The 26,273-nt window shown below is 70.8% G+C and carries 19 protein-coding genes and 1 rRNA gene; 16 read left to right on the forward strand and 4 right to left on the reverse strand.

Annotation, left to right across the window (positions count from 1 at the left end; translation table 11 throughout):
- A 16S ribosomal RNA gene (locus ACWEGE_RS35895) occupies window positions 1-66 on the reverse strand; the annotation flags it as partial.
- A 456-nt stretch (window positions 67-522) separates the two neighbouring features.
- Between ACWEGE_RS35895 and ACWEGE_RS35900 the strand changes: the two genes are divergently transcribed.
- Both ACWEGE_RS35900 and ACWEGE_RS35905 read left to right on the forward strand, forming a co-directional pair.
- Entirely contained in the window at window positions 523-1,305 is a 783-nt protein-coding gene (locus ACWEGE_RS35900; RefSeq protein ID WP_449664930.1) for an alpha/beta fold hydrolase, read from the forward strand.
- Window positions 1,302-2,060, forward strand: a complete 759-nt coding sequence (locus tag ACWEGE_RS35905) for an SDR family oxidoreductase (protein ID WP_449664931.1) — start codon at window positions 1,302-1,304, stop codon at window positions 2,058-2,060. Before ACWEGE_RS35900 ends, ACWEGE_RS35905 begins: the two co-directional genes overlap by 4 nt.
- Here the strand turns inward: ACWEGE_RS35905 and ACWEGE_RS35910 are convergent.
- A complete protein-coding gene (locus tag ACWEGE_RS35910; RefSeq protein ID WP_449664932.1) occupies window positions 2,045-3,592 on the reverse strand; it encodes an IS1634 family transposase in 1,548 nt (515 codons plus the stop codon). The two genes, ACWEGE_RS35905 and ACWEGE_RS35910, sit on opposite strands and share 16 nt — an antisense overlap.
- Window positions 3,593-3,745: 153 nt before the next feature.
- Here ACWEGE_RS35910 and ACWEGE_RS35915 point away from each other — a divergent pair, with 153 nt between their 5' ends.
- From ACWEGE_RS35915 to ACWEGE_RS35935, 5 genes are all read left to right on the forward strand, one after another.
- Window positions 3,746-6,343 (forward strand): bifunctional FO biosynthesis protein CofGH, encoded by a 2,598-nt coding sequence (locus tag ACWEGE_RS35915; protein ID WP_449664933.1) that lies wholly within the window; start codon window positions 3,746-3,748, stop codon window positions 6,341-6,343.
- Between the two features lie 210 nt (window positions 6,344-6,553).
- On the forward strand, window positions 6,554-6,952 hold the full coding sequence (locus ACWEGE_RS35920) for a DUF4232 domain-containing protein (protein ID WP_449665027.1): 399 nt from the start codon (window positions 6,554-6,556) through the stop codon (window positions 6,950-6,952).
- A gap of 90 nt (window positions 6,953-7,042) precedes the next feature.
- Window positions 7,043-7,897: a HalD/BesD family halogenase gene (locus ACWEGE_RS35925; protein WP_449664934.1), complete on the forward strand. Its 855-nt coding sequence runs from the start codon at window positions 7,043-7,045 to the stop codon at window positions 7,895-7,897.
- Between the two features lie 13 nt (window positions 7,898-7,910).
- Entirely contained in the window at window positions 7,911-8,720 is an 810-nt protein-coding gene (locus ACWEGE_RS35930) for a class I SAM-dependent methyltransferase (protein WP_449664935.1), read from the forward strand.
- On the forward strand, window positions 8,717-10,453 hold the full coding sequence (locus ACWEGE_RS35935) for a choline/carnitine O-acyltransferase (RefSeq protein ID WP_449664936.1): 1,737 nt from the start codon (window positions 8,717-8,719) through the stop codon (window positions 10,451-10,453). The genes ACWEGE_RS35930 and ACWEGE_RS35935 overlap by 4 nt, the downstream gene beginning before the upstream one ends.
- On the opposite strand, the gene ACWEGE_RS35940 is transcribed toward ACWEGE_RS35935, so the two are convergent.
- Together ACWEGE_RS35940 and ACWEGE_RS35945 are read right to left on the reverse strand one after the other, a co-directional pair.
- Entirely contained in the window at window positions 10,439-11,362 is a 924-nt protein-coding gene (locus ACWEGE_RS35940; RefSeq protein ID WP_449664937.1) for an alpha/beta hydrolase fold domain-containing protein, read from the reverse strand. The two genes, ACWEGE_RS35935 and ACWEGE_RS35940, sit on opposite strands and share 15 nt — an antisense overlap.
- A complete protein-coding gene (locus tag ACWEGE_RS35945) occupies window positions 11,359-12,141 on the reverse strand; it encodes a class I SAM-dependent methyltransferase (protein ID WP_449664938.1) in 783 nt (260 codons plus the stop codon). The genes ACWEGE_RS35940 and ACWEGE_RS35945 overlap by 4 nt, the downstream gene beginning before the upstream one ends.
- A 198-nt stretch (window positions 12,142-12,339) precedes the next feature.
- Between ACWEGE_RS35945 and ACWEGE_RS35950 the strand changes: the two genes are divergently transcribed.
- The 9 genes from ACWEGE_RS35950 (at window position 12,340) to ACWEGE_RS35990 (ending at window position 26,258) form a co-directional block, all read left to right on the forward strand.
- Window positions 12,340-14,583, forward strand: a complete 2,244-nt coding sequence (locus ACWEGE_RS35950) for a discoidin domain-containing protein (protein WP_449664939.1) — start codon at window positions 12,340-12,342, stop codon at window positions 14,581-14,583.
- A 17-nt stretch (window positions 14,584-14,600) separates the two neighbouring features.
- The gene (locus tag ACWEGE_RS35955) at window positions 14,601-16,763 is read left to right on the forward strand and encodes a discoidin domain-containing protein (protein ID WP_449664940.1); all 2,163 of its coding nucleotides are present in this window, start codon (window positions 14,601-14,603) and stop codon (window positions 16,761-16,763) included.
- Between the two features lie 114 nt (window positions 16,764-16,877).
- Window positions 16,878-17,552, forward strand: coding sequence for a winged helix-turn-helix domain-containing protein (locus ACWEGE_RS35960; RefSeq protein ID WP_449664941.1), 675 nt, complete (start codon window positions 16,878-16,880; stop codon window positions 17,550-17,552).
- A complete protein-coding gene (locus tag ACWEGE_RS35965; protein ID WP_449664942.1) occupies window positions 17,549-18,997 on the forward strand; it encodes a sensor histidine kinase in 1,449 nt (482 codons plus the stop codon). The genes ACWEGE_RS35960 and ACWEGE_RS35965 overlap by 4 nt, the downstream gene beginning before the upstream one ends.
- 1,139 nt (window positions 18,998-20,136) lie before the next feature.
- Complete coding sequence (locus ACWEGE_RS35970; RefSeq protein ID WP_310971345.1) at window positions 20,137-21,144, forward strand: LacI family DNA-binding transcriptional regulator; 1,008 nt, start codon at window positions 20,137-20,139, stop codon at window positions 21,142-21,144.
- A 314-nt stretch (window positions 21,145-21,458) separates the two neighbouring features.
- Window positions 21,459-22,835 (forward strand): ABC transporter substrate-binding protein, encoded by a 1,377-nt coding sequence (locus ACWEGE_RS35975; RefSeq protein WP_449664943.1) that lies wholly within the window; start codon window positions 21,459-21,461, stop codon window positions 22,833-22,835.
- Window positions 22,813-23,781, forward strand: coding sequence for a carbohydrate ABC transporter permease (locus tag ACWEGE_RS35980; protein WP_449664944.1), 969 nt, complete (start codon window positions 22,813-22,815; stop codon window positions 23,779-23,781). Before ACWEGE_RS35975 ends, ACWEGE_RS35980 begins: the two co-directional genes overlap by 23 nt.
- A complete protein-coding gene (locus ACWEGE_RS35985; RefSeq protein ID WP_449664945.1) occupies window positions 23,778-24,647 on the forward strand; it encodes a carbohydrate ABC transporter permease in 870 nt (289 codons plus the stop codon). The genes ACWEGE_RS35980 and ACWEGE_RS35985 overlap by 4 nt, the downstream gene beginning before the upstream one ends.
- Before the next feature lie 33 nt (window positions 24,648-24,680).
- On the forward strand, window positions 24,681-26,258 hold the full coding sequence (locus ACWEGE_RS35990) for a glycoside hydrolase family 13 protein (RefSeq protein ID WP_449664946.1): 1,578 nt from the start codon (window positions 24,681-24,683) through the stop codon (window positions 26,256-26,258).
- The last annotated feature ends 15 nt before the right edge of the window (window positions 26,259-26,273 follow it).

Below are 26,273 nucleotides of genomic sequence, written 5' to 3' on the forward strand. Positions count from 1 at the left end.
TTCGACTTGCATGTGTTAAGCACGCCGCCAGCGTTCGTCCTGAGCCAGGATCAAACTCTCCAACAATGTCTTCGAATTCAATCGAGGCAAATGTAATGCTCTCAAAGGAAACCCCGACGAGGGGTTTCATATAAGCTCTACTGGCTTAGTTCACTAGCACACTGTTGAGTTCTCAAGCAACACACCCCGAACGACACCGTACCGTAGCGGCCCAGCGTCACCCGAAGCGGGTTATTCCTAGCAGTTTTTGGTGGAGCACCCACTCAATCGCTATCCGCGAGAGCTTGGTTCGTGTCTCCGTGTCGGCCGGGTTTCCCTGGCGACGAAGAGAACATTACACGCCCGGAAACGGCCCGAAACAGGGGGGTCGGTTAACAAGATCAGCGCAGGTCAGACCCCATGACGAAGCCCGTCTGAAGCCCAGTCTGCCCCCAACCGGCCCCGAGCGCCACCGAAAGAACATTGCTCCGACTACATTGCACCGTATTGCTCCGAGTCAAAGCTCCGCCTAGCGTCGGCCGCATGAACCTCGCGTACGACGACTCCGGCAGCGGCCGGCCCGTCCTGCTGGTCCACGGCCACCCCTTCGACCGCTCGATGTGGCGGCCCCAGGCCGCGCACCTCTCGCAGAGCGGCTATCGGGTCGTCACCCCCGACCTCCGCGGCTACGGGCAGTCGAAGACCCACGACACGACGACCGGCCTCGACGTCTTCGCGAACGACCTCGTCGAGCTGGCCGACCACCTGGAGCTGCCGAGCTTCGTCCTCGGCGGCCTCTCCATGGGCGGCCAGATCGTCATGCAGCTGGTGCAGGACCACCCCGGCCGCGTCCAAGCCCTCCTCCTCGCCGACACCTTCGCCGGGCTGGACACCCCGCAGGCGAAACAAGCCCGGTACGACACCGCGGACCGCATCACCGCAGAAGGCATGGCGCACTACGCCGAGGAGCTCCTCCCCAAGATGATCTCGAAGCAGACCCGCGCGACCAGGCCGGACGTCGAGACCCACGTCCGCACGATGATGCGCAACGCCCCGCAGGAGGGCGCCGCGGCCGCGCTCCGGGGACGCGCCGAGCGCCCGGACTACACGCACACCCTCCGCGAGGTGGGCGTTCCCACCCTGGTCGTCGTCGGCAGCGAAGACGAGTTCACCCCGATCGGCGACGCCGAGCTGATCCACCGGGGAATCACCGGTTCCACCCTGGTGGTGATCGACGGCGCGGGCCACCTGCCTAACCTGGAGCGCGAGACCGAGTTCAACGAGGCCCTCAGCACCTTCCTGACCAGCAGCGGAGCGACGCCATGACCCAGCAGACCGTGTTCGTGACCGGCGCGAGCGCCGGCTTCGGTGACGCCATCGCGCGCCGGTTCGCCGCCGAAGGCGCCCGCGTCATCGCCGTCGCCCGCAGCGCCGGCAAGCTCGAGAAGCTGGCCGGCGAGCTCGGCGACGCCGTCCTCCCGGTGACCCTCGACGTCAGCGACCCCGAAGCCGTGCGAGACACGATCGCCGCCCTCCCGGAGGAGTGGCAGCAGGTCGACGTCCTGGTCAACAACGCCGGCCTGGCCAAGGGCCTCGAGCCCGCGCACCAGGCGCACCTGGAGGACTGGGACGAGATGATCGCGACCAACGTCCGCGGCCTCGCGCACGTGACCCGCGCGCTGCTGCCGGGCATGGTCGAGCGCGGCCGCGGCCACGTGATCAACATCGGCTCGATCGCCGGCACCTACCCCTACCCCGGTGGCAACGTCTACGGCGCGACCAAGGCGTTCGTCCACCAGTTCAGCCTCAACCTGCGCAGCGACCTGCACGGCACCGGCGTGCGCGTCACCAACATCGAACCCGGCATGGTCGGCGGCACGGACTTCTCGAAGGTCCGCTTCGACGGCGACCAGGCCAAGGCCGACAAGGTCTACGAGGGCACCACGCCGCTGACCGCCGACGACGTCGCCGAGTCCGTCCTCTGGGCCGCGAACCAGCCGAAGCACGTGAACATCAACGTCATCGAGCTGATGCCGGTGGTGCAGAGCTTCTCGGCCCTGCAGATCTACCGCGAGGGCTGAAACAGGGAGAACAACGCCTGCCGATCGGCGTCCAACCCGGTCAGCAGGCGCTTCGCCCGCGGCCGCCCGCCGGTCGACGGGTAGGTCAGGACCAGCTCGCCGATGCCCGCGAGCTGGTCCAGCAGCTCCCGCACGGACAGGTTCATTCCCGCCCGGTCCGCCTCGCGCCGCATCAGGTGGGTCACCGTCGCGGCCAGGACCGAGACCAGGCCGTGCGCGGCGATCCGCTGCCGCGTCCACTCCCAGCGCGGGGTCGGGCCGGTGACGGCGGGCCCGGTCAGCCAGCGGAACGTCGATTCGAGGTGGGTGCGGGCCCGGTAGGCGGTGACGACGTCGCCGACCGGCCAGTCCCGGTCGGTCACCAGCACCTGCTTGCCGAAGAACTCCTCGTCCAGCCGGGCCAGTGCGGCGGCGTCGATCCGCCGTTCCACCCGGATCTCGCCGGGCCGGTTGCCGCTCAGCACGGCGGTGAGCACGCGCTCGATGCGCCGCCCGCGGGTCACCCGGCCGATCTCGGCGTGGACCTGGGCCCGGTCGCCGCGGTGGGTGCCGGCCGCCAGTGCCTCCGCGAGACCGTCGAGCTCGCGGGTCGCGGTGGCCAGCTCGTCGGCGAACGCGCGGGACTGCGCCGCGTGCAGCGTCGCCGAGTGGGTCAGGATCACCCGCCGCCGGACGCCGTCGACCACCGCGTGCGTGTCGAGCGCGGTGAGCCCGGCGAACCGTTCGGGGTCGACGCGCCGTCGTGCGGACGCGGGCTGGGTCAGCAGCTCCGGGTGGTCGGTCAGCGGCAGCGACCCGACGAACCCGCTGCGTGAGCCCAGGTCCAGCTGGGCGGCCTGGCCGGAGTGGAACACGAGCGTCGCGGGCCCCAGCCCCGCGGTGACCGAAGCGAACGTGGGCGCGGTGCCGTCGTCGCGCCGGTACAGCCGCGACGCCAGCGGGATGGCGCCGTCGCGGGTCACCCGCAGGCCCGCGCCGGCGAGCACGCCCTGGCAGGCCGACGGCAGCGTGCAGTCGGCCGGGGCGAAGGCGGCGAACTGCGGGACGTCGACGGCGAGCGCCGCGTGGTCGTCGAGCACCTCCAGCACGGCGGCGGCGACGGCCTCCTCGATACCCGCGATGCGTTCCGGCGTCAGCCGTTCCAGCGCCCGCCACAGGCCATCCACTGTGGACAGCCGGGGCCGGACGAGGTCCGCGGCCGCGCTCTCCGCCCACCACGACCCGATCGGTGTCTCCGGCGCGGTCGCGCGGTGCAGCACCGCGGCGGCGAGGATCGGTCCCAGTGGCGGCTTCGCGCGCACGACGTCGTCGACCCGCGCGACGAAGTCCAGCCGGGCCAGCGTCGCCCACACCGCGGCGACGTCGCCGTACTGCCGGTAGGACGCCGAGGCGGGCTCGCCGCCCGGGACGGCGCGGGCGATCTCGTCGGCCGTGCCGAGGTAACGCTGGGTGACCACCCGCGGCTTGCCGTCCACCCTGGCGGACTCCGCCAGGTAGTAGTACGTCCGTCCGCCGATCTTCTTGCCGACCACCGATGCCACCCTTTAGGTAATACACGGCGAGCAGCTGATCGACAACCACGTGAACCGGCTGACCTGCGACGACGATCACCCGTGCCGGGAAGCCGAGGCGGGTGCGGAACACACACTGGCTGGTCCCGCGAGGACGGTCCTAGCGTGGGCGGAATGGGAGCCGAACCCGACGCCACCACCCCGACCGCCTCCGCGATGCGCCGCGCGCTCGCCCGGGCGCGTGACGGGAAGACACTCGACGTAGCCGAAGCGAGCGTCCTGCTGCACGCCCGCGGTGACGACCTCACCAAGCTGTCCGAGTACGCCTCGCGCATCCGCGACGCGGGCCTGGCCGAAGCCGGGCGCGCCGGCGTCATCACCTACAGCCGCAAGGTGTTCATCCCGCTCACCCGGCTGTGCCGCGACCGGTGCGGCTACTGCACGTTCGTCACCGTGCCCGGCCGGCTCGAATCGCCGTTCCTGTCCCCGGACGAGGTCCTCGACATCGCCCGCAAGGGTGCCGAGATGGGCTGCAAGGAGGCCCTCTTCACGCTGGGCGACCGGCCCGAGGACCGCTGGAAGGCCGCCCGCGAGTGGCTGGACGCGCACGGCTACGACGACACGCTCTCCTACGTCCGGGCGATGGCGATCCGGGTCCTGGAGGAGACCGGCCTGCTCCCGCACCTCAACCCCGGCGTGCTGACCTGGCAGGACTTCCAGCGGCTCAAGCCGGTCGCGCCGTCGATGGGCATGATGCTGGAGACCACCGCGACCCGGCTGTGGAGCGAGAAGGGCGGCCCGCACTACGGCTCGCCGGACAAGGATCCGGCGGTCCGGCTCCGGGTGCTCGAGGACGCCGGGCGCAGCAGCGTCCCGTTCACCACCGGTGTCCTCATCGGCATCGGCGAGACGTTCGAAGAGCGCGCGGACGCGCTGTTCGAGATCCGCAAGGTCGCCAAGACCTACGGCGGCATCCAGGAAGTCATCGTGCAGAACTTCCGGGCCAAGCCGGACACGAAGATGCGCGCGACCCCGGACGCCGACCTCGAAGAGCTGGCCGCGAACATCGCCGTCGCGCGGCTGGTGCTCGGCCCGAAGATGCGCATCCAGGCGCCGCCGAACCTGATCGGCAACCAGTACGACCTGATGATCCGCGCCGGCATCGACGACTGGGGCGGCGTGTCGCCGCTGACCCCGGACCACGTCAACCCCGAACGCGCGTGGCCGCAGATCGACGAGCTCGCCCGCCGCACCGAGAAGGCCGGGTTCGAGCTCAAGGAGCGGCTGACGATCTACCCGGAGTACGTCAAGGCGGGTGAGCCGTGGCTGGACCCGCGGATCACGCGGCACGTCGCCGCGCTCGTCGACTACGACACCGGCATGGCGCGCGAGGGCGCGATGCCGGTCGGCATCCCGTGGCAGGAGCCGGACGGCGGCTGGCAGGAGTCCGGCCGCACCGACCTGCACACCGAGATCGACACCAGCGGCCGCACCGAGGACCGGCGCAGCGACTTCGACTCCGTGTACGGGGACTGGAAGGAGATCGGCGACCGGATCAAGACCGGGCCGCAGCGCTTCGACACGGACATCCTGGAAGCGCTGCGCAGCGCGGAAAAGGACCCCGCGGGCCTGTCCGACGACGCCGCGCTGGCGCTGCTGCACGCCGACGGCAAGGAGCTGGACGCGTTCACGCGGCTCGCCGACGACCTGCGTCGCGAGACGGTCGGTGACGACATCACGTTCGTCGTCACGCGGAACATCAACTTCACCAACGTCTGCTACACGGGTTGCCGCTTCTGCGCCTTCGCGCAGCGTCGGACCGACGCCGACGCGTACACGCTCTCCCTGGAGCAGGTCGGCGACCGCGTCGACGAGGCGTGGGCCGCGGGCGCGACCGAGATCTGCATGCAGGGCGGCATCCACCCGGACCTGCCGGGCACCGCGTACTTCGACCTCGCGGCCGAGGTCAAGCGCCGTCAGCCGGAGATCCACCTGCACTCCTACAGCCCGATGGAGGTCGTGAACGGCGCTTCGCGGACCAACCTCTCGCTGAAGGACTGGCTGATCAAGGCCAAGGAGGCCGGGGTGGACTCGCTGCCGGGCACGGCGGCGGAGATCCTCGACGACGACGTCCGCTGGGTGCTCACCAAGGGCAAGCTGCCGACGTCGGAGTGGATCAAGGTGGTCACCACCGCGCACGAGGTCGGCCTGCCGACGACGTCGACGATGATGTACGGCCACGTCGACACGCCCGCGCACTGGGTCGCGCACTTGAAGCTGCTGGCCCGCCTGCAGCGCGAAGGCCTGGAGAAGCACGGCCGGCGCGGGTTCAGCGAGTTCGTGCTGCTGCCGTTCATCCACCAGAGCGCGCCGATCTACCTGGCCGGCCTGGCCCGCCCGGGCACGACGCTGCGGGAGAACCGCGCGGTGCACGCCCTGTCCCGGCTGCTGCTGCACGGCATGATCGACAACATCCAGAGCTCCTGGGTGAAGCTCGGCGAAGAGGGCAGCCGCGCGGTGCTGCAGGGCGGCGTCAACGACATCGGCGGCACGCTGATGGAGGAGACGATCAGCCGGATGGCGGGCGCGTCGAACGGGTCGTACAAGACGATCAGCGACATGCGGGCGATGGTCGAGCCGCTGGGCCGCCCGCTGGTCCAGCGCACGACCGGGTACGGACGGCCGAGCGCCGAGCGGCTCGCCGCGGCGGAGGCGTCGGACGGCGTCGCGACCGCCGTGCGCAAGCCGCTCTTGCCGTTGCTGACTCCGTAAAGGCGGTTCGGGTTCCGGGTGGCGGAGCCCCGGGCCGGTAGCGGGCGCCTTGCGAGGCGCCCGCTACCCTTCCGCCGCATGGGGGTTTCTCGCTTCGCACCACTGCTCGTCGTAGCGCTTCTCGCGGGTTGCGGCACTCCGCCGCCACCACCCGCTCCGACACCCGCTCCGCCGCCGAGCCCGACCTACGGGCCGCCGCCGTCGAGCGGGCTGTCCCTTTCGGTCGGTCCGGTGGAAGCCGGCCTCGGCCACCGCGCGAGCGTCCTGACCCTGACCAACCGGGACACCGCGCCGCGCAAGGTCACCGGCTACCCCGAGCTGAAGATCCTGGCGGGCGACGGTTCGCCGCTCGAGATCGAGGTCCTGCACGAGACGTCCTACTTCGCACCCGATCCGGGCCCGCAGGACCTCACGCTCCAGCCGGGTGAGAAGGCGTTGTCGGTGCTCGCCTGGTCGGCGACCGTCACCAGCGGCGACAAGCACACCGGCGCCGCGATCGCCGTCGTCCCGATCCCCGGCGAAGCCGTGCAGAAGCAGCCGCTGGAGACCGACCTCGGCACCACCGACACCGTGAAGCTCAGCGCCTGGGCCAGCAGAATCGGTAGTTGACGACCGTGTGTCACCGCTCACAAACCCACGGTTGACCAGCGGGCTTCTGTGCTACCTCTGTTCCTTCACCCGCCGGAAGGGACCTCGACGATGAGCACCTCCGTAGCGCCACTGGAAATGGTCGACACCGACCGCTACCCGCTCACCGACTCCGGCAGCCCGGCCAGGCGGGCGGTCGTCGACCGCACCCGCGCGGAGCTGGCCGGCGACGGCTGCAGCGTGCTCCCCGACTTCATCCGCCCCGAGCTGCACGCCGTGCTGCGCGAAGAGTGCGCCGCGCTCGAACCGCACGCCTACACGAAGGTCGAGCAGGTCAACGCGTACAACACCGCGATCGGCGAGCCCCTGCCCGAAGACCACCCGGGGCGGACGATCATGGAACGCGGCAACGCCTTCGTCGCGCGCGACCGCATCCCGGCGTCGTCGATCATCAGCCGGCTCTACACGAGCCCGTCGTTCCAGCGGTTCGTCGCCGACTGCTTCGGGCTGCCGGAGCTGCACGAGCTCGCCGACCCGCTGTCCGGGCTGACGCTCAACGTGATCGCGCCCGGCCGCGCGCACCCGTGGCACTTCGACACGAACACCCACACCGTCAGCATGCTGACGCAGTCCGCCGAGGACGGCGGGACCTTCGAGTTCTGCCCGGGGATCCGGTCCGCCGCGGACGAGAACTTCGCCGCCGTGCGCTCGGTGCTGGCCGGCGACACCCGGCTGGTGCGGCGCCTGGACCTGCGGCCCGGTGATCTCCAGCTGTTCAAAGGACGCTTCGCGCTGCACCGGGTCAGTACCGTGGCGGGCGCGATCTCCCGGCACTCGGCGATCTTCGCCTACAGCGAGCGCCCGGGCGTCATCGGCAGCGCGGAACGGACCCGGCAGCTGTTCGGCCGCGTCCTGCCCGCCCACCTCGCGGAGCGGACCGCCCGCGGCGACCAACTGCTCGACTAGAGGAGCCTGGCCCGTGCCCTTCGACTCGACCGGCAAGATCTCGTTCGACCACATCTACACCGCACCCGACCCGCGCCCCTTCTTCGGCACGCTCAAGCGCGTCGGCTACCACATCCCGCAGCTGGCGAAGCCGTACTTCGCGAAGCTGGTCGCGGCGCACCCCGCCGAGCGGCCGACCGTGCTCGACGTCGGCTGTTCGTACGGCGTCAACGCGGCCCTGCAGCGCTGCGAAACGACGATGGACGACCTCTACGCCCACTACACCGACCCGGCCGTGCGCGCGCTGGACCACGCGGCGCTGATCGAGGCGGACCGCAGGCGCGTCCGCACCGGCACCCCGCGGTTCTACGGCCTCGACAGCTCGGCCCCCGCGCTCGAGTACGCGCTTTCCGCCGGCTTCCTCGACGAAGCGATCCACGCCGACCTCGAACGCGACGACCCGGACAGCACGCAGCAGAAGCTGCTGGACGACGTCGACCTCGTCGTCTCGACCGGCTGCGTCGGGTACGTCACCGAGAAGACCCTCAACCGGGTCGCGCGCGGCGGACGGCCGTGGATGGCGCACTTCGTGCTGCGGATGTTCTCCTACGAGCCGATCGCCGAGAGCCTGGCCGAGCTCGGGTACGAGACCACGGGTGTCGGCGGGGTGTTCCGGCAGCGGCAGTTCGCCTCCGGCGAAGAGCAGGCGCAGATCCTCGACACGCTGAGCGCGGCCGGGATCGACCCGACGGGCCTGGAGTCCGACGGGTGGCTCTACGCGCAGCTGTATGTTTCCCGTCCTGAAGGCTCGGCCCCACTCGCATTCCCAGACGGAGAAGGATGACCGTGAGCAGTCCGGAATGGTCCACCCGCACCTTCGGCAACGAGGACCGGCTCCCCCGCGTCCCCGTCCCCACGCTGGAGGACAGCCGCCGCCGCTTGCTCGAGTGGTGCGCCCCGCTGCTGACGCCGGAGGAACTGGCGGAGACCGAAGCGGCGCTCGCCGAGTTCGTGGCGGGCCCGGGGCCGGAACTGCAGGCCCGGCTCGAGGAGTACGACCGCTCGCCGGGGGTGCGCAGCTGGCTCGACACGTTCTGGCCGTACCGCTACCTCGGCCGCCGCGACCGGATCGCGCTCAACGCCAACTTCTTCTTCCTGTTCCAGGACTCCCCGCTCGGCCAGGTGGAGCGCGCGGCGGAGCTGACCGCGGCCGCCGTGGACTACAAGCTGAAGCTCGACGACGAGCTCGTGCCGCCGGTGCTCCTGCGCGGCACGCCGCAGTCGATGGTGCAGCACAAGTACCTCTTCTCGGCGACGCGGATCCCGGGCCCGCTGCTGGACACCGCGCGCACGCGGTTCCCGTCGCCCGAGCGGCACATCGTCGTGTTCTCGAAGGGCACGCCGTTCCGGCTGGACGTGCTCGCCGAAGACGGCCGGCCGCACTCGGCGGCGCAGCTGGCCGACGCGCTGCGCGCGATCCTCAAGGACGACCACGTCACCGAGGTCCCGGCCGGGTCCCTCACCACGAAGGCGCGCGCGGAGTGGGCGGCTTCGCGGGCCGCGCTCCTCGATGCGGGCAACGCGGCCGCGTTGGAGACGATCGAGACCGCGCTGTTCTGCCTGTGCCTGGACGACTTCACGCCGTCGGACGCCCTCGAAGCGGGCGACCGGCTGCTGTACGGCCACAACCGCTGGTACGACAAGGCCGTGTCGCTGGTCGTCTTCGAAGACGGCACCGCGGGGATCAACGTCGAGCACTGCGAACTCGACGGCACGACGATCCTCGGCTTCACCGACGCGCTGCTGAGCGGTTCACGCGAGGAGCGCGAACCGGCCGACGGGGTTCCCGGCCACGAGGTCGTCGAGTTCGCGCTCACCGACGCACTCCGCGAAGACGCGCGCGCCGCCCGGGACGCCTTCCAGGCGTACGCGGACGCGACGGCGACGCAGACCGTGTCGTTCGACTTCGGCGCCAACCGCGCGAAGGAGCTGGGGATGTCCCCGGACGCCTTCGCGCAGATGGCTTACCAGCTGGCCCACCGCCGGGCGAAGGGCCTGACCGGCGCGACGTACGAGTCGATCGCGACGCGGCAGTTCCAAAACGGCCGGACCGAGGCCATGCGGGTCGTCACGCCCGAGGTCGTGCGCTTCGCCGACGTCCTGACTTCCGACGCCTCCGCGGAGGAAAAGCGCGAAGCGTTCCGTGCGGCGGCGGCGAAGCACGTCGCCCGCGCGAAGGAGTGCCAGGCCGGGGACGCGCCGGAGCAGCACCTGTGGGAGCTGCAGCTGATCGGGAAACGCCGTGGCGACACCGAAACGCCGGCGCTGTTCACCTCGCCGGGCTGGCTGAAGCTGCGCGACGACTACCTGAGCACCAGCTCGGCGCCGTCGGTCAACATCCAGTACTTCGGCTTCGGCTCGACCAGCCCGCAGTGCATCGGCATCGCGTACGTGCTGCTGCCCGACCGGTGGAACATCTACCTGAGCACCCCGAAGCACGTCTCGGCGGAGATGTACCGCTTCGCCGACGAACTCGCCGTCGCGGTGCGGGAGCTGCAGGAGCTACTGGCCGAGTAGCCGGCGCAACCAGGTCCGCCGGGCGGCCCGGGCCGCCCGGCTGATCTTCGCCTCCGGCACGAGGGAGTCGAAGCCGTGGAACCCGCCGGGCCACACGTGCAGCTCGGCGTCTCCGCCCGCCTCCCAGATCCGGCGCGCGTAGGTGACGACCTCGTCGCGGAACGTCTCGACCGCCCCGACGTCCAGGAACGTGGGCGGCAGGCCGGAAAGGTCCTCGGCGCGGGCCGGGGCCGCGTAGGCCGGGACGTCGGCGGTGCCGCGGCGGTCGCCGAGGTAGGCCGTCCAGCCGATGAGGTTCGCCGTCCGGTCCCAGAGGCCGTGGCCGTCGAGGTCGACCGCCGACGGCGTGTCGCCGCGGTCGTCGAGCATCGGGCAGGCGAGCAGCAGGCCGGCCAGTGCGGGGCCGCCGCGGTCGCGGACCAGCAGCGCCAGCGCCGCGGCCAGCCCACCGCCCGCGCTGACCCCGCCGAGCACGAGCGGGCCGGGGCAGTTTCCGGCCGTCCACTCCAGACCGGCGTGGCAGTCCTCGAGCGCCGCCGGGTACGGGTGCTCGGGTGCGAGCCGGTAGCCCGGGGAGACGACCGTCAGGTTCGGCTCGCCCGACCAGGCCAGCGCGTTCCGCGCGTCCTGGCCGAGGTGGCTGCTCGCGATCAGGCCACCGCCGTGCACGTAGTACAGGACGCCCACGCTTTCGGCCGGGCGCAGGACGAGCAGCGGGACCTCGCCCGCCCGCTCCTCGGAAACCCGGTACGCCGGGTACGCGGCGGCCAGCCGTTCGAGAGTCCAGTTGTCCGCGGCGTTGAGCTCCCGGCGTCCCGGGATTTCGGCCAAGCGCGACAGCGACGGGCGAAGTGCGCGGATCGCCTCGATGACCGGGGCCAGCTCGGGGTCGAACCGCGGCGGGGTCATGCCGTCGGGTCCGAGACGACGAGCACCAGCGAACCCTCGAAGGCCGGCTGCTCGCGCAGCTTGCCGTACCGGCGTTCCCAGGTGCCGTCGTCGAGGTCGTGCTGCAGCTCCGCGGCGAAGCGGTGGTGCACGCGGTCGTCGACGAAGCTCCACGCCGAGCACGACAGCCGCGCGCCCGGGTCCAGCAGGCGTTCCGGGCGGGCGTAGTAGGCCTCGTTGAAGCCGTCGGTGCAGTCGATCGGGATGGGCACGGGGACGACCGACGTGTGGCCGCCGAGCCCGTCGGCGATGTCGTCGACCGACGGGTAGCGCCGGGCCTCGGTCTCGATCACCTCGGGTGCGTAGTCGAGCAGCCAGAAGCGGCGCAGCAGCTCCGGGTCGCAGGTCAGGATGGCGATCGGGCCGCGCGTGACGCGGCGCATCTCCTTGAGGCCGGTCCACAGGTCGTTCCACTGGTGCACGCTGAACGTGCTCATCGCGCCCTCGAACGCCCGGTCCGGAAACGGGAGCTTCTCGGCGACGGCGTCGACCGCGGGCGGCAGGCCCGCCGGGCGTTGCGCGCGCATCGACGCCGACGGCTCGACCGCCGTCACTTCGCGGTCTTCGGGTTCGTACGCGCCGGCGCCCGCGCCGACGTTCAGCACGGTCCGCGCATCGCCCAGCGCGTCGAGGATGTACTGGCCGATCCGCGGATCCGGCTTGCGGTAGTCGGTGTAGACCCCGCCGATCGCGCCGTAATCGGCGTCCCCGGCGCTCCCGTCCGCACGTCGCTGGCTCATGGCTGAAAACTATCAGCGCGGGCCACCGGTGAGGGCGTTGCTCCGCGGGGCGTAAGCGAACGTCGGGCATGCGGCCCAGTCGTCAACTACTGTCGCAAACTTGCGTAAGTTCGTTCGACTATTGCGATTTCTTGTCCGGGATTCGTATGATCCGGATCACAGAGGTCCCCACCAGCTGCGGAAAGGCCAGTGCCGCCCATGTCTCCCAGCTCTGTCTTCAGCGCGCCCAAGTTCCGGTTAGGCGCCCTCGCCGCCGCGGTGATCGCCGCCGCCGGCATCACCATCGCCGCGGTGCCGGCCGGCGCGGTCGCCGCCGTCCGCGGCGCGACCGTTCCCTTCCTGGAGCAGGAAGCGGAAAACGCCGCGACGAACGGCTCGGTCATCGGGCCGAACCGCGCCGCGGGCACCCTCGCCGGCGAAGCCTCGGGCCGGACGGCGGTGACGCTCTCCGGCCAGGGCCAGTACGTCGAATTCACCCTCACCGCACCGGCGAACTCGATCGACTTCCGGTACAGCGTCCCGGATTCCGTCAACGGCACGATCTCGCTGTACGTCGGCGGCGCACACAACCGGGACGTCGCCGTGACGTCGAAGTGGGCCTGGTACTACGGCTCGTACCCGTTCACCAACAACCCGGCCGACGGGCACGCCCACCACTTCTACGACGAGACCCGCGCCCTGCTCGGCGCGTCCTACCCGGCCGGGACGAAGATCAAGCTGCAGGTCGACGCGGGCGACGTCACGCCGGTCACCGTCGACCTGGCCGACTTCGAGCAGGTCGGCGCGGCCGCGAACCGCCCGGCGAACTCGGTGTCCGTCACCGATTACGGCGCCACCGCGGGTGACACGAGCGACGACGCCTCGGCGTTCGACTCCGCCGTGGCCGCGGCGAAAAGCCAGGGCAAGGAGGTCTGGATCCCGGCCGGGACCTTCACCCTCGGCCACCACATCACGGTCGACCAGGTGACGATCCGCGGCGCCGGACCGTGGTACTCGGTGCTGACCGGCCCGCGCGCCGGCATCTTCGGCAAGGGCGAACCGGCGAGCTGCGGCACGCCGACGTACCCCGGGAACCCGGCCGTGCCCGGGGTGAGCAGCGCGGTGAAGCTCTACGACTTCGCGATCATCGGCCAGGTCGACGCCCGGGTCGACTGCGACCAGTCGAACGCCATCGGCGGCGCGCTGGGCGGCGGCTCGGTCGTGCAGAACCTGTGGCTGCAGCACACGAAGGTCGGGCTGTGGCTCGACGGGCCGTTCGACGGGCTCACCGTGTCCGGCAACCGGATCCTCGACCAGACCGCCGACGGGCTGAACCTGCACCAGGGCATCAGCAACACGCTGGTGACGAACAACTTCCTGCGCAACACCGGCGACGACGGCCTGGCGATGTGGTCCGAGCACGACGCCGACCACCACAACACGTTCTCCTTCAACACCGTGCTGCTGCCGATCCTCGCCAACAACATCGCGGTCTACGGCGGGCACGACAACACCGTGTCCGACAACGTCGTGGCCGACAACCAGGACCAGGGCGGCGGCCTGCACATCGCGAACCGGTTCAGCGCGGTGCCGCTGTCGGGCACCACGACCGTCGCGCGCAACACCGCGATCCGCACCGGCGTGCTCGACTCGAACTGGCAGTTCGGCGTCGGCGCGCTGTGGTTCGACGGCCGCGACTCGGCCATCACCGGCCGGGTCGACGTCACGGACAACGACCTGCTGGACAACAACTACGAGGCGATCCAGTTCATCGACGGCGCCACCACGGACGTGCACTTCGACGGCGTCCGGATCAGCGGCGCCGGCACGTTCGCGTGGCAGCTGCAGGCGAAGCCGTCGGGGTCGGTGAAGAACGTCGTCGCGACCGGGGTCGGCCGCGCGGGCGTCTACAACTGCATGGGCCCGGACGCGATGAGCGGCCTGGCCGACCAGGGTGGCAACTCCGGCTGGACGACGACGTACTGCGGCTCGTGGCCGTCGCCCGTGTACGGCTCCGACAACGGCGGCACGACGACCACCCCGCCGCCGACCACCACGCCCACCCAGCCGGCGGGGAACCTCGCGCTGCACAAGAGCGTCTCCGCGTCCGGTTCGCAGGGCGGTTTCCCGCCGGGCAACGCCGTCGACGGCGACGCCAACTCCTATTGGGAGAGCACGAACAACGCCTTCCCGCAGTCGCTGACCGTCGACTTCGGCAGCACGGTGACCGTCTCCCGGCTGGCGCTGAAGCTGCCGCCGTCCTCGGCGTGGGGCACCCGCACGCAGACGATCTCGGTCGACGGCATCAAGGCGGCGACCGGCTACACGTTCGCCCCGGCGTCCGGCAACACCGCGACGGTGACCTTCGCGGCGACGGCGGTGCGCACCCTGCGGCTGACCTTCACCGGCAACACCGGCTGGCCCGCGGGTCAGCTGTCCGAACTCGAAGCCTATTCCTCCTGACCAGAAAGGTGACGACGATGTCCCGCATTCCGGCGTTACTCGCCGCCGCGCTCGCCGCGTCCGGCCTGGCGGTGCTGTCCGGCAGCACCCCAGCGGCGGCCGCGTCCGGCGGCGCGAGCGTGCCGTTCCGGACCGTCGAGGCCGAGTGCTCGGCGACCAACGGCTCGGCCGTCGGCCCCGACTACACCCAGGCTTCGATCGCCTCGGAAGCATCCGGACGGCAGGCCGTGCGGATCACGACCGGCCAGTACGTCGAGTTCACGCTGCCCGCCGCGGCCAACTCGATCAACGTCCACTACAACCTGCCGGACGGGTCCTCGGGCCGGCTTTCGGTGTACGTCAACGGGACCAAGCTCGGCAGCGGGCTCTCGGTGACCTCCCGTTATTCCTATGTGGACACCAGCTGGATCCCGGGCGCGAAGACGCACCACTTCTTCGACGACGCCCGGCTGTTGTTCGGGCAGAACGCTTCGGCCGGCGCGAAGGTCCGGGTCGCGGCCGACTCCGGCGACGTCGGCCAGGCGACCATCGACCTCGCCGACTTCGAGCAGGTCGGCGGCGCGGGCACGAAACCGGCGAACGCGCTGTCGGTGACCGACTACGGCGCCACCGCCAACGACGCCTCCGATGACTCGCAGGCGTTCCGCAACGCGCTGTCGGCCGCGCGCTCGCAGGGGCGTGAGGTGTGGGTGCCGTCCGGGCGGTTCGAGATCGGGTCGGCACTGCAGATCGACCAGACGACCGTCCGCGGCGCGGGCCAGTGGTACACCGTGTTGCACGGCAACAACATCTTCAACAACGGCAGCGCGTCCGGCAACATCAAGCTGTACGACTTCGCCGTCTTCGGCGACGTGACCGAGCGCAACGACGGCAGCCCGGACAACGCCTTCCACGGCGTCCTCGGCACCGGCTCGGTCGTGTCCGGGCTGTGGATCCAGGACACCAAGTGCGGGCTGTGGCTGATGAACGACGCGTCCTCGAACCTCACCATCGAGAACAACCGCATCCTCGACACGCAGGCCGACGGGGTCAACTTCGACGGCGCCGTCACGAACTCGACGCTGCGCAACAACTACCTGCGCAACAACGGCGACGACGGGCTCGCGCTGTGGTCCAACGGCCAAGCCGATTCGGGCAACTCGCTGGTCAACAACACCGTCGTACAGCCGAACCTGGCCAACGGCATCGCGCTGTACGGCGGTTCGAACAACACGGTGAGCGGCAACCTCGTCCAGGACACCAACGCCCTCGGTGGCGGCTACCTGGTGGCGAACCGGTTCAACTCGGTGCCGCTGTCGGGCACGGTGACGCTGTCGAACAACACCGCGCTGCGGGCCGGCGCGCTCGACCCGAACTGGCAGTTCGGCGTGGGCGCGCTGTGGTTCGACGCGCGTGACCAGGCGATCACCGGCGTGACCATCCGCGTCACCGGGTTCACCGCGATCCAGAGCCCGTACGAAGCCATCCAGTTCATCGACGGCAACGGCGCGGGCAAGCCGATCCAGGGCATCACCATCGACGGCGTCTCCGTGCAGGGCGTGGGCACGTTCGTGGCGCAGTCGCAGACGCAGGGGTCGGTGTCGATCAGCAACCTGACCGCGTCCGGTGTCGGCGTGACCGGGACGTACAACTGCCCCTACCCGACGTCGATCCCGAAGATGACCTTCGGCGGGTCGGGCAACAGCGGCTGGACCGGCACCTGGAGCGACTGCTCGACGTGGCCCGCGCCGAACTCGGGGCCGCCGCAGCCGCCGCAATCCGGCACCAACCTGGCCCGCGGCAAGGCGATCAGCGCGTCCGGGTCCCAGGGCGGCTTCCCGCCGTCGAACGCGAACGACGGTGACGCCGGCTCCTACTGGGAGAGCGCGAACAACGCGTTCCCGCAGACGCTGACGGTGGACCTGGGCACGGCGGCGTCGATCAACAAGGTGACGCTGCACCTGCCGCCGTCCTCGGCCTGGGGCGCACGCACCCAGACGGTGACGATCTCCGGCAGCACCGACGGCGGCTCGTACACGACGCTGGTGGGTTCGCGTGGGTACACCTTCGACCCGGCGTCCGGGAACACGGCGTCGGTGTCCTTCGCGACGACGTCCCAGCGGTTCGTGCGGCTGACGTTCACCGGCAACACGGGCTGGCCCGCCGGCCAGGTGTCCGAGTTCGAGGTGGCGGCCGCCTAGTTCGACCGGCCCAGTGTGACGAAACCGCACGGCGGCTCGACGGTTCCGCACGGAAACCGCCGGGCCGCCGTGCGCTGCATTAGCATCCCGGAGAGATCATCCCGGGGAGGACCAGTGCCGCGTCTGCTGCTCGTCGAAGACGACGAAGCGCTGGCCGAAGCCCTTTCGCTGGCGTTGCGCGCGCTGGGCCACGACGTCGTGCACGCCCCCACCGGCGAGCACGCGCTGACCTCGCTGGGCGACGCCGAGTTCGTCCTCCTCGACGTCATGCTGCCCGGCATCGACGGCTTCGAGGTCTGCCGCCGCATCCGCGCCCGCAGCCGGCTGCCGATCGTGCTGCTGACCGCGCGCGGCGACCCGATCGACGTCGTCGCCGGGCTGGAATGCGGCGCCGACGACTACGTGGTCAAGCCGGCCGAGCCGCGTGTGCTCGACGCGCGGATCAAGGCGATCGGCCGCCGCGCGCAGCCGGCCGTGCCGGAAGCCGGCCTGCTGCGCGTGGGCGAGCTGGAGATCGACGCGGCCGCGATGAGCGTCACCCGCGGCGGCGAGGAACTGGCGCTGACCGCCACGGAGATCCGGCTGCTCGTCGAGTTCGCCGAGCACCCGAACCAGGTGCTGAGCCGTCAGGTGCTGCTCAGGCGGGTCTGGGACTACGGCTACGTCGGCGACTCGCGGATCGTCGACGCGGCGGTCGCGCGGCTGCGGGCGAAGGTGGAGGACGACCCGGCGAACCCGGTGCTGCTCCGTACGGTCCGCGGCCTCGGCTACCGCCTGGTGACGAAGTGAGGCTCCCGGCCGTCAGCCTGCGGACGCGGATCGTGGCGGCGATCGTCGGCGTGACGACGACGGCGACGGCGGTCGTGGCCTTTTTCGCGTACCAGGTGCAGTCCGAGGACGTGGTGCAGGCGTTCACCATCTCCGCCCAGTCACGCATGACCAGCGACAACATCGACCTGCAGAAGAAGCTCGATGCGGCCCGGCCCGAGGACCGGGTCGGTCTCATCGTGGCCGACCTCAGGTTCCTGCCCGTCGGCTGGCTGCTCGTGGCCCAGCCACCCGGCAAGCCGTTCACCACGATCGCCCGCGCACCCCTGGAAGTCGGCGGGCACCGGGTCGAGTTCGTCGGCCCGCCCCCGATGGTCGCCACGGAAACCCCGGAGGAGCTGCTGAGGCCGGTCGAAGCCGAAGTACTCCCCCGCCCGTCCGGCGGGATCGACCAGAAGACCGCGGTCACCACGAACCCGGAAACCGGCCGCCCGGTGCTGGTCGTGAGCCGCAACTTCGGCCACTCCGACTACCTGCTGATCGAGTTCTTCGATCTCGGCGTGCTCGAAACCGACCTCGGCGCGCTGCGCCGCAACCTGGGGTTGATCGCGCTCGGGGTGAGCGTGTTCGGGGTCGGCGTGGCGTTCCTGATCGGGCGCCGGATCCGCCGTCCGATCAAGGCCTTGTCCGCGGCCGCCGACGAGCTGGGTGCGGGGCGGCTCGACACCCGCGTGCCGGTCAAGGGCCGGGACGAGGTCGCCGCACTGGCCGCCTCCTTCAACACCATGGCCGCCCGGCTCGGCGAGTCCATCGAGGAGCTGCACGCGAAGGACCGCCAGCAACGGCGGTTCGTCGCCGACGTCGCCCACGACCTGCGGACGCCGCTCGCCTCGATGATCGCCACCGTCGACAGCCTCGACCACGCCGAGCCCGCCACCCGCACCCGCGCCACCGAAATCCTGGGCACCCAGGCGCGGCGGCTGGCGAAGCTCGTCGAAGACCTCCTCGAGATCGCCCGCTTCGACGCCGGGAAGGCCGACCTGCGGGTGGCGCCCGTCGACCTCGCCGACCTGGTCGCGGACGCCGCCGAGGTCACCGGCGTCGCGGCCGCGGTGACCGCGAGCGGGGACGTCACGGTCGTCGCCGACCCGCGGCGGGTGCACACCGTGGTGGCGAACCTGCTGAGCAACGCCGACCGGCACGGCGCCGCGCCGGTCACGGTCACCGTCGACGGCACCGGCGAAGACGTCGTCGTACGCGTCGCTGACGCCGGTCCCGGGGTGCCGGACGACCTGCTGCCGATCCTGTTCGACCGGTTCGCCCGCGGCGACCACGCGCGTCAAGCGACCGAGGGCAGCGGGCTCGGGCTGGCGATCGCCCGGGAGAACGTGCTGGCGCACGGTGGATCGCTCGCGGTGCACAACGACGGCGGTGCCGTGTTCACCGTGCGGTGGCCCCGGGGCTGATCGGCGAGCGCGGTGACCGCCCGCCAGTTCAGTTCGCGCGGGTGCTGCCCGTCGAAGTACGGCAGCGGCAGGTACGCGAGCAGCACCGCGGCGGCGACCAGCGGGAGCGGGCGGAGGTCCCTCGCCGGGCTCAGCCACAGGACCACGGCGAAGCCGGTGACCAGCAGGAAGCCCCAACGCGCCCAATCCCAGCCCGCGAAGGCGAGCAGCGCCGGAGCCGCGACCGCCGCGGCGGCGAACACGTCACGGCGTTGGGTCAGGACGCCGAGCACCACGACGAGCAGGATCGGGGCCACGAGCAGCAGGACCTCGGTGATCGAATACAGCTGCCAGCTTTCGCTCTGGGTGCGTTCGAACAACGCCAGCGCGTCGGCCCGCGGGGTGAAGTCCGCGCCGGCCAGCGCGGCCCGCAGCCGGGGGACCGCGCCGGGGCTCGACGCCGGGAGCGCGAGCACCGCGAGTTCCGCGGCCACCGGCGTCGCGAGCAGCATCGCCGTGATCCGCACCGAGAACCGCCGCACCAGCACGAGCGCGAAGACCGGGAGGACGGTGAGCGCCGCGATCTCGTGCGTGAACACGGCGGCCGTCAGCAGCCCGGAGGCCACCGCGGGCCGGCGCGGCAGCTGCCACAACGCGGCGAACAGCAGCAGGTACAGCACCTGGTCGAAGTAGCCGACCTCGTGGAAGAGGAACCCGCCGGACGGCAGCAGCAGCCAGCCGGCGACCAGGAGCTTCCGGGCCGGGTGCCGGGCGCGCGCGAACGCGACGGCCACCACCCCGAGCACCGCGGCCAGGACGGCGAACGCGGCGGCCGCGAAGACCCAGTACGCGTACCCGGTCGCGAGCGCGAGCGGGTGGAGCAGGGTGCCGACGAGGAACCGGCGGTGGAAGCCGTCGGTCAGCGAGACGGCCTCGAGCGTCACCGCCCAGTCGCCCGGCATGCGGAACCCGCGGTAGGCGGCGAGCAGGAGCGCGAGCGCGCCGAGCGCGGTCAGGCCGCGGGACGTGGTGCGATCGAGGGTGCTGGTCACGAGGGCCAAGCTAGGAACGGGATGTGCGCGCTCCATGACCGTTGATCACCAGTTCGGAGCGGTTTCGCACGTCGTACTTTTGCACTCGGTTGCTGTAAAGTTTCGGCCATGACGCGTCGTCTTGCCGAAGTCGCCCGCCAGGTGGGGGTCAGCGAAGCCACGGTCAGCCGGGTGCTCAACGGCCGGTCCGGGGTGTCCGCGAGCACCCGGGCCGCCGTGCTCACCGCGCTGGACGTGATGGGCTACGAGCGGCCCACCCAGCTGCGGGGCGAGCGGGCCCGCCTGGTCGGGCTGGTGCTGCCGGAGCTGCAGAACCCGATCTTCCCGGCGCTGGCCGAGATCATGGGCAACGCACTGGCCCAGCAGGGGTTCACGCCGGTGCTCTGCACGCGGACGGCGGGCGGGGTGTCGGAGGCGGAGTACGTCGAGCTGCTCCTGCAGCAGCAGGTGTCGGGCGTGGTGTTCGCCGGCGGCCTGTACGCGCAGGCGGACGCGGTCCACACGCACTACCACCACCTGGTCGAGCGCCGGCTCCCGACGGTGCTGATCAACGCGGCGGTCGACCACCTCGGGCTGCCCCAGGTGTCGTGCGACGACGCGGTGGCCGTCGAGCAGGTGGTGGGGCACCTGAGCTCGCTCGGGCACGAGAAGATCGGTCTGGTCCTCGGGCCGTCCGACCACGTGCCGTCGCAGCGCAAGCTCGAGGCGTTCCGTTCGTATGCGGCGAAACTGGGGTTGCCGGTCCTGGACGAGCTGGTCGAGCACGGGATGTTCTCGATCGAGGGCGGCCATGCGGCGGCGGCCCGGCTGTACCCGCGCGGGGCGACGGCGGTCCTGTGCGCGAGCGACCTGCTGGCCTTGGGCGCGGTCCGGGCGGCCCGGCGGCAGGGGCTGTCGGTGCCGGAGGACATCTCGGTGGTCGGCTACGACGACTCGGCGCTGATGAACTGCACGGACCCGCCACTGACGACCACCCGCCAGCCGATCGAGGCGATGGGCCGGGCAGTGGTGGAGCTGCTGGTCAAGCGCATCAACGGCGGCGAGGTGGCGGCGGAGGAGCTGCTGTTCGCGCCGGAGCTGGTGGTTCGGGGGTCGACGGCCCGCCGCACCGCCTGACCCACAACCCGAGAGGCGCGACGGCTTGCGAGCCGTCGCGCTTTTTCGTGCGCCCGCCCGGACGACACGCGTCCCCCAGTGGACGACACGCGTACCCAGGCGGACGACACACCGGCCGCCGCCGCGGCAGCCGTGTCGTCCATCCCGGTACGCGTGTCGTCCCGCCAAGTACGCGTGTCGTCCGTTCGCGCACGCGGGTCGCTGCTTGTTCGTAAGTTGCAAAGTCTCGTCGGCTTATTGCGCCGATCCGGTCTCCCACTTTAGAGTGACCGCAATCACGTGACAGCCGTCGCGACCCGAGAAGAGGGCTTGAGATGAGCAGCACCTGGTCCCGAACCGTTTCCCGCCGAACGTTGTGCCTGCTCGCCGCGGGCGGACTCGCCCTGGGCCTGGCCGCCTGCGGGGACGGTGACGCCGGCTCCCAAGCCGGTGGCAAGGTCAAGATCACCGTCACCGGCCAGCCGCCGACCAGCCAGCCGTTCGAGCGCAGCGTGTTCGACGCCGACGTCAAGGAGTTCGAGGCGTCCCACCCGAACATCCAGATCGAGCCCCACGAGGGGTTCATGGACCCGAAGACGTTCTCCGCGAAGCTCGCCGGCGGGCAGCTCGAAGACGTCTACTACGTCTACTTCACCGATCCCGCCCAGATCATCGCCCGGCACCAGGCCGCCGACATCACCGAAGCCGCGAAGAGCGTTCCGCACGTCAACGACATCAAGCCGGAACTGCTCGACAACTTCCGCGACTCCAGCGGCAAGCTCTACGGCCTCCCGACCATGAACTACACCATGGGCCTGCTCTACAGCCGCCCGCTGTTCCAGAAGGCCGGGCTCGACCCGGACAAGCCGCCGCAGACCTGGGACGAGGTCCGCGAAGCCGCGAAGAAGATCTCCGCGCTCGGCAACGGTGTCGTCGGGTACGCCGACTACAGCAAGAACAACCAGGGTGGCTGGCACCTCACCGGCTGGCTCTACTCGATGGGCGGCGACATCGCCCGCAAGGACGGCGACAAGTGGGTCGCCGACTTCGCCAACGAGAAGGGCAAGCAGGCCCTCCAGTACCTGCACGACATGCGCTGGACCGACAACTCCATGGGCGCCAAGCAGCTCCTCGAAGCCCAGGACGTCCAGCGCATGATGGGCGCCGGCCAGCTCGGCATGTACATGGCCGCCCCGGACAACGTTCCGGTGCTCGTCAAGCAGTTCAACGGCAAGTACGAGGACTACGGCATCGCGGGCATGCCCGGCGGCCAGGGCACCCTGCTCGGCGGCGAGGGCTACATGATCAACCCGAAGGCGTCGCCCGAAAAGGTGAAGGCCGGCCTCGAGTGGATCCAGTGGAAGTACCTCAACCCGGACCGCTTCGAGAAGCACATCCAGCAGTACGTCGACGGCAAGCAGCCGGTCGGCCTGCCCGCCGAGCCGACGCCGGACGTCTGGACCGGCGCCGTCCGCGAGCAGCAGCTGGCCCTGAAGGCCAAGTACGCCAACGTCCCCGCCCAGAACTTCAAGTCCTATGTGGACACCACGAGCCGGATCAAGGGCAGCATCGAGCCGCCGAACGCGCAGCAGATCTACGCCGCGCTCGACAGCGTCATGCAGGCCGTGCTGACCGACCAGAACGCCGACATCGACCAGCAGCTGAGCTCCGCCGCGTCGAAGGTCAACAGTGTCCTCGCCCAGGTCAAGTAGCCTGCTCGCCTGGCCCGCGGCGAAACCGTCGCGGGCCGGGCGCCCGGCCGCCGCACAGGCGAACCGGACCCGGCTGAAGCGCAAGCTCAAGGAGAACGTCACCGCGTACGGCCTGCTCAGCGCCGCGCTCGTGGTGTTCGCCCTGTTCTCCTGGTACCCGATCGTGCGCGGGGTACTGCTGAGCTTCCAGCAGGTCGACTTCGTCAACGCGCCCACCTGGGTCGGCTTCGGCAACTTCACGAGGCTGTTCGAAGATCCGCTCTTCGGCGTCGCCTGGCGCAACACGCTGCTGTTCACCGGGCTCGCGCTGGTCTTCGGCTTCGCTGTCCCGTTCCTCACCGCGGTGCTGCTGAACGAGCTCCGCCACGCCAAGGCGTTCTTCCGGCTCGCCGTCTACCTGCCGGTGATGCTGCCGCCCGTGGTCACCGCGCTGATGTGGAAGTGGTTCTACGACCCGGGTCCCGGCCTGTTCAACTCCGCGCTCGGCGCGGTCGGCCTGCCCGGCGGTCAGTGGCTCGACTCGAGCGGCACCGCGATGCTGTCCCTGGTCTTCGTCTCGACGTGGGCCAACATGGGCAGCACCACGCTCATCTACCTCGCCGCGCTCGGCACCATCCCCGGCGAGCTGTACGAAGCCGCGGAGCTCGACGGCGCCGGGCTGTGGAAACGCCTGCGGCACGTGACGTTCCCGCAGACGCGGTTCGTCCTGCTGGTGCTGCTCCTGCTGCAGATCGTCGCCACCATGCAGGTGTTCACCGAGCCGTACGTGATGACCGGCGGCGGCCCGGACGACTCGACGGTGACCGTGCTCCTGCTGCTCTACCGCTACGCCTTCGTCTACAACGACTTCGGCTCGGCGAGCGCGATGAGCCTGCTGCTGTTCGTGGCGCTCGGCGTGTTCTCGGCGTGGTACGTCCGGCTGACGCGGAAGGCGGACCAGTCATGAGGACCCTCGTCTCCCCCGGCGCGCTGCGCAGCCCGCGCGGCAAGGTGGTCTACGGCGTCGTCTTCGCCTGCACCCTGCTGGTCTTCGTCCTGGCCTTCATGTTCCCGCTCTACTGGGTCGTCACCGGCGCGATGAAGTCACCGCAGGAACTGGCGCAGACGCCGGCGACGCTCGTCCCGCACGAGTGGCACCCGGAAACGTTCGCCGACGCCTGGAACCAGCTCAGCCTGGGCAAGTACTTCCTCAACACGCTCGTCGTCGCCGGCGGCGCGTGGCTGGCGCAGCTGGCCATCGATGTCCCGGCCGCGTTCGCGCTGTCGAAGCTGCGCCCGAAGTTCGGCAACGTCGTGCTCGGGCTGATGCTGGCCACGCTGATGCTGCCCGCCACCGCGTTGCTCGTCCCGACGTACGTGACGGTGACGGACCTGCCGCTGCTGCACCTGAACCTGATCAACTCGCCGGCCGCGGTCTGGCTGCCGGCGGCGGCGAACGCGTTCAACATCTACCTGCTGAAGCGGTTCTTCGACCAGATCCCGGACGAGCTCATCGAAGCCGCGCGCCTCGACGGCGCCGGGCCGGTGCGCACGCTGTGGCGGATCATCCTGCCGATCTCGCGGCCGATCCTGGCCGTGGTGTCGATCCTCGCGGTGGTCACCGCGTGGAAGGACTTCATCTGGCCGCTGCTGGTGTTCCCGGACACCGAAAAGCAGACGCTCTCGGTGATGCTGCAGCGGGTGGCGATCGACATGCCGCTCAACGTGCTCGTCGCCGGGATGGTGCTGGCCAGCCTGCCGATGGTGGCGCTGTTCCTGGCGTTCCAGCGGCAGATCCTCGCCGGCCTGACCGCCGGCAGCCTCAAGGGCTGAGTTTTCCCGAACACGACCAGGAGGGGCACTTTCGTGACCGACAAGACCGGCTGGTGGCGGAGCGCGGCGATCTACCAGGTGTACATCCGCAGCTTCGCGGACGGCAACGGCGACGGCGTCGGCGACCTGGCCGGCGTCCGCGCCCGGCTGGACCACCTGGCCGACCTGGGCATCGACGCGATCTGGTTCACGCCGTGGTACCCGTCGCCGATGGACGACGGCGGCTACGACGTCGCCGACTTCCGCGACATCGAGCCGCTGTTCGGCACCCTCGCCGAGGCGGAGGACCTGATCGCCGAGGCCCACACGAGGGGCATCCGGGTGATCATCGACATCGTGCCCAACCACTGCTCGGACGAGCACCGCTGGTTCCAGGCCGCCCTCGAAGCGGGCCCGGGGTCGCCGGAGCGGCAGCGGTTCTGGTTCCGGCCCGGCCGCGGCCCGGACGGCAGCGAGCCGCCGAACAACTGGAAGTCGCGCTTCGGCGGATCGGCGTGGACCCGCGTCCCGGACGGCGAGTGGTACCTGCACCTCTACAGCTCGCGCCAGCCGGACTTCAACTGGGACAACCCGGAGATCCGCACGGAGTTCGAGGACGTGCTGCGCTTCTGGTTCGACCGCGGCGTCGACGGCTTCCGCATCGACGTCGCCGACGGCCTGGTCAAGGACCCGCACCTGCCCGACGTCGACGACGGCGACGAGACGCCGTTCTCCGACCAGGAAGGCCTGCACGAGATCTACCGGTCGTGGCGCAAGATCGCCGACAGCTACGGCGGCGAGCGCGTGCTGGTCGGCGAGATGTGGCTGCCGGACATGTCACGGGCCGCGCGCTACCTGCGCCGCGACGAGCTGCACTCGGCGTTCAACTTCGACTTCCTGGTCTGCCCGTGGGACAGCGAGCGCTTCCGGGACGTCATCACCCGCACGCTGCGGGCGCACGACGAGGTCGGCGCGCCCGCGGCGTGGGTGCTGTCGAACCACGACGTCACCCGGCACGTGACGCGCTACGGCCGCGCGGGCGACACGGGGTTCAGCTTCGCGAACCGCCTGCACGAGCTGCCGGTGGACCGCGAGCTGGGCACCCGCCGGGCGCGCGCGGCGGCGTTGCTGACCCTGGCCCTGCCCGGCGGGCTGTACGTCTACCAGGGCGAAGAGCTGGGGTTGTGGGAGGTCCTGGACATCCCGGACGAGCTGCGCCAGGACCCGGTCTTCGCCCGGACCCACGGCACCGACCCGGGCCGCGACGGCTGCCGGGTCCCGCTCCCGTGGTCCGGGACCGAGCCGCCGTTCGGGTTCGGCGACGGAGGCGCTTGGCTGCCGCAGCCGGCTTCCTGGCGCGAGTACACGGCCGAGGCGGAAGCGGCGGATCCGGCGTCGATGCTGTCGCTGTACCGCAACGGCCTGCGGATCCGCCGGTCGCTCCCCGCGGGGACCCTGGAGTGGCTTTCGCTGGGCGAAGGCGTGCTGGCGTTCCGGATCGGGACCGGGTTCACGTTCGCGCTGAACTTCTCGGCCGCCCCGGTCCCGCTCCCGGACGGCGAAGTCCTCCTGGCGAGCGGCGAGGTCACGGACACCCTGCCGACGGACACGGCGGTCTGGCTGCGGCACTGATACCCACCGGAAGCC

This window comes from Amycolatopsis sp. NPDC004747, assembly GCF_053601335.1.